This is a genomic window from Microbacterium sp., from assembly GCF_047972865.1.
Taxonomy (GTDB): Bacteria; Actinomycetota; Actinomycetes; order Actinomycetales; family Microbacteriaceae; genus Microbacterium.
Genome location: NZ_JBKEAY010000266.1, coordinates 1 through 3,549, shown reverse-complemented (window position 1 = coordinate 3,549; position 3,549 = coordinate 1). Strand labels below are relative to the sequence as shown.

Genomic DNA, 3,549 nt, shown 5'->3' with positions numbered 1-3,549 from the left:
CATCGAGGTGGAGGAGTTCTACGACCTGCCCGGGCTGACCGGCTGCATGACCTGCCGGGTGCGCCTGACTGATGTGCGTGTTCCACAGGCAAACCTCCTCGGTGCCGAGGGCGAGGGCGTGCGTCTCACCCTCAACGCGTTCATGGCCAGCGGGGCATCCATCGGCACGTTCGCCACGGCGGCGGCGCGAAAGGCCTGGGAGGTCGCCTACGAGTTCGCGTCCACGCAGAAGCGAGGGGGTGCCGCACCGATCATCGACCACCAGGCCGTCGCCGACATCCTCACCGACACCAAGGGACGCATCGAAGCGATGCGACTGCTCGGGTGGCGTGCGCTCGATGCCGTGATCGCACAGGCCCCTGCCGCCGACGAACTGGCGCTGCACTCGAAGATCTTCGGCTCCGAGACGGGCCTTGCGGTCGTGAACGATCTTGTCAAAGTCGTCGGGGTGACCGCGTACGACACGAACTTCCCGCTCGTGCATCATCTGGCGGACGCGCTGGCGTACCCGATCATCGAGGGCAGCAACATCGGGGTGCGCCGCCGGCAGATGCAGGCCGTCATGACGGCCGGAGACTTCGACCCGCTTGCCGCGAGCGGGCTCGCGTAGCGGGCGCGGGGCTGGGGCGCCGGCCCGTTCATTGTTCAGTCCGCGGCGGCGACGAGACTGAATTCTGAACGGCGCCCGGCGTCACACCGCGGCCGGGGGCTTCCGCATCCTGAGTTAGCGATATATCGTTGAGTATCGCTAACAGTCGTTCGAGCGGAGGAGTCGACATGAACGAGTCATACTCGGGGGCAGGTTTCCCGGCCGGGGGCCGCGGATTCGGGGACCTCGGTGCCGGTTTGTGGGAGGCGATGGACCAGCTGCGATCCACCTTCGAGCAGCGGTCGGCGCCACGCATGAACCGCGGTGACGTGCGCGCCGCCGTGCTGGCGCTGCTTGCGGAGGAGCCGATGCACGGCTACCAGATCATTCAGCGCATCGAGGAGCGCAGCGGCGGATCGTGGAAGCCGAGCGCCGGATCGGTGTACCCCACGTTGCAGCTGCTGTCCGACGAGGGACTGATCGAGGCGGAGGAGTCCGACGGGCGGAAGACGTACTCGTTGACCGAGGCCGGTCGCGCTGCGGCGGAGGAGTCCGCCGCCAAGCCCGCCCCGTGGGATGGACCGGCCGCGCGAGAGGGATCCCGGCACACGGCGCTGCCCAAGGCTGGCGTCGAACTCGCGCAGGCCGCGGCGCAGGTGGCGCGCACCGGCACGTCCGAGCAGGTGGGCGAGGCGGTCGAAATCCTCACCGACGCTCGCCGACGCCTGTACGCCCTGCTCGCGCAGGGCTGAGGGAGTGGCATCCGGCCGGGATCATCCCGGCGTCACCGGTGATCGGACGCGGGCGCGGTACCGCCGCATCCTGCGTTTCGCCGCCTATCACCTGGCGGTGACGTGGTGGTTCGAACTGTTCCTGCCGCGCATCGGCCTCGGTGCGCTCGCCGCCCGCGGCCGAGCCGTCCGGTTGCAGCGGGTCGCGCGGCGGTTTCACGGACTCGCGGTGCATCTGGGCGGGTTGATGATCAAGGTCGGGCAGTATCTGTCGTCGCGGCTCGATGTGCTCCCGCCCGAGTTCACCGCGGAGTTGGAGGGGCTGCAGGACGAGGTGCCACCGGTGCCGTTCGAACAGATCGTCGCGCTCGCGGAGGCCGAGCTGGGCATGCCGCTCTCGCACGCTTTCGCGTCGATCGAGCCGGTGCCGGTCGCGGCGGCATCGCTCGGTCAGGCCCACCGGGCGCGGTTGACGGATGCTGTGGCCGTCGACGTCGGGTTCGTGGAGGTGGTCGTGAAGGTGCAGCGGCCCGGCATCCAGCGCATCGTCGATGTCGATCTGGCCGCGCTTCGGCGGGTGGCGCGCTGGCTGAGCCGGGTGCGGGCGGTGGCGTCGCGGGTCGACATGCCGGCGCTGATGGAGGAGTTCGCGCAGACCAGCCTGGAAGAGATCGACTACATCCACGAGGCAGAGGCGGCGGAGCGGTTCGCCGCTGATGTCGCCGGTGACGAGCGGGTCGGGGTGCCCGACGTGGCGTGGGAGTACACGACGCGACGGGTGCTGACGCTTGCCGATGTGACGGCGATCAAGATCACCGATGTCGATGCGTTGCGGGCGGCGGGGATCGATCCGGTCGACGTGGCGGCAGTGTTCGCGCCCGTGATGTTCGATCAGGTGTTCACACGGGGGTTCTTCCACGCCGACCCGCACCCCGGCAACATCTTCGTCACTCCGAACGGTGAGGGCTGGAAGCTGACGTTCATCGACTTCGGGATGATGGGGGAGGTGTCCGCGCGGTTGCGGTCCGGGTTGCGGCGGCTGATGGTTGCCGCGGCGGCGCGGGACGGAAAAGCGCTGGTCGACAGTGTGCGCGAGATCGGGGTGTTGTTGCCCACCGCTGACACGGCGGAACTGGAGCGGGCGCTGACCGAGTTGTTCGCGCGGTTCGGCGGGATGGGGTTCGCCCAGCTACGCGATGTCGACCCGCGTGAATTCCGGGCGTTCGCGGACGAGTTCGGCGAGATGGTGCGCGCCCTGCCGGTGCAGTTGCCCGAGAACTTCTTGCTGATCGTGCGGGCGATGTCGCTCACGTCCGGGGTGTGCAGCGCGCTGGATCCGCAGTTCAACCTGTGGGATGCCGTGGAACCGTATGCGGCACGGTTGGTGCGCGACGAGCGCGGTCACCTGTTGCGTGACTTCGCGTCGCAGGCGCTGTCGTTGGCCTCGACCGTGGCGAGGATGCCGGGCCGTGTCGACGATCTGATCACGCGGATCGACGAGGGGCGGGTGGTGCTGCCGGATCCGCGGGTGGAGCGGCGGGTGGCGCGGCTGGAGCGGTTCGGCCGCCGGATCCTGTCCGCCGTGCTGTTCGCGGGGCTGTTGATCGGGGGAGCGGTGGTGCGCGACGGCGATGCGGTGTTCGGTGTGGTGTTGATGTGGGCATCCGTTCCGGCGGGTCTGCATGCGGTGTTCGCGGGGTGGTTTACGTGGCGTTAGCAGCCGGGGCCGGTGGGGTCTTCATCGCAGGTGTGTTCGACCAGGGCGGTGTGGAGTTCGTAGATGTGGATGGTGGTGTCGGGTGTGGGGATGGTGAGGGTGCCGGGGACGGGGGTCCAGCCGGTGCCGAGGTCGATGTCGGCGGTGTAATGGACGAGGGTGTGGGCGGTGTAGGTTCCGCGTTCGGTGTAGGCGTGGCTGGTGTCGGTGGCGGTGAGTTGGGGGAGGGCGAGGTCTGCCCAGGTGCGTCCGGGTGTGGTGCGGGTGGCGGTGGTGCCGTCGCCGTGGATGAATTCGTATTCGATGGGGGTGAACCGTACGGTGACGGGCTGGTCGAACAGGGTGCCGGTGGTGGTGTGTTCGGTGGCGGGGGCGATGAAGTTGACCGGGAGTCGGACGACGCCGACTCCGTCGGGTTCGGCGATGGTGGTGGTGTCGTCGGGCGCGAACCTGGCGAGGTCCGTCATCGTGATCGGGGACGTCCCGGCCGTCACGGTGCCGGTGTCGTCGGG

General features: G+C 68.9%; 4 protein-coding genes. 3 read left to right on the top strand and 1 reads right to left on the bottom strand.

From position 1 onward, the window contains the following. The 3 genes from ACK5KK_RS16005 to ACK5KK_RS15995 all read left to right on the top strand — a co-directional run. A partial coding sequence (locus ACK5KK_RS16005; RefSeq protein ID WP_416891076.1) for an acyl-CoA dehydrogenase occupies positions 1–610 on the top strand: 610 nt, incomplete at its 5' end. A gap of 167 nt (positions 611–777) precedes the next feature. Further along, positions 778–1,341, top strand: coding sequence for a PadR family transcriptional regulator (locus tag ACK5KK_RS16000; RefSeq protein ID WP_416891075.1), 564 nt, complete (start codon positions 778–780; stop codon positions 1,339–1,341). A gap of 4 nt (positions 1,342–1,345) precedes the next feature. Then, on the top strand, positions 1,346–3,037 hold the full coding sequence (locus ACK5KK_RS15995) for an ABC1 kinase family protein (protein WP_416891074.1): 1,692 nt from the start codon (positions 1,346–1,348) through the stop codon (positions 3,035–3,037). Here the strand turns inward: ACK5KK_RS15995 and ACK5KK_RS15990 are convergent. Further along, a partial coding sequence (locus tag ACK5KK_RS15990; protein ID WP_416891073.1) for a hypothetical protein occupies positions 3,034–3,549 on the bottom strand: 516 nt, incomplete at its 5' end. The genes ACK5KK_RS15995 and ACK5KK_RS15990 overlap by 4 nt on opposite strands.